Genomic DNA, 323 nt, shown 5'->3' with positions numbered 1-323 from the left:
TCGCCCGCTCCGCCTACCTGGTGAGCGACACCGGCCTGGACCCCCGCCTGGTCAAGCGCGAGGGCCAGGTCGTCGTCCGGACGCAGCGCGGCACCCCCCTCGGGCACACCGGCCTGGACCTCCTGGAGCGCCCGGCGGCGGCCCGGGGCACCGACTTCGCGCGGCTCCTGGAGGACGTCGACCGGTGGGACTACGTCGTCACCGCCAACCGCCACTCCACCCTGGCCTGGGAGCGGGCGTACCCCGGCCGGTACACCACCCTGGAGTACGGCCAGCCGCGCACCGACCCGCTCCACACGGCGACCGCGGCCGACGTGGCCGGG

The 323-nt window shown here is 76.8% G+C and carries 1 protein-coding gene; it reads left to right on the top strand.

The features are described 5' to 3' along the window. Positions 1-323: CDP-glycerol glycerophosphotransferase family protein (locus B7L92_RS43405; protein ID WP_255311366.1), on the top strand; the 323-nt coding region annotated here is incomplete at both ends.

Origin of the sequence: Streptomyces viridosporus, from assembly GCF_002078235.1 — a bacterium.
Taxonomy (GTDB): domain Bacteria; phylum Actinomycetota; class Actinomycetes; order Streptomycetales; family Streptomycetaceae; genus Streptomyces; species Streptomyces viridosporus.
The sequence above is the reverse complement of the archived record's forward strand: the minus strand, read 5'-3'. Positions and strand labels throughout refer to the sequence as shown.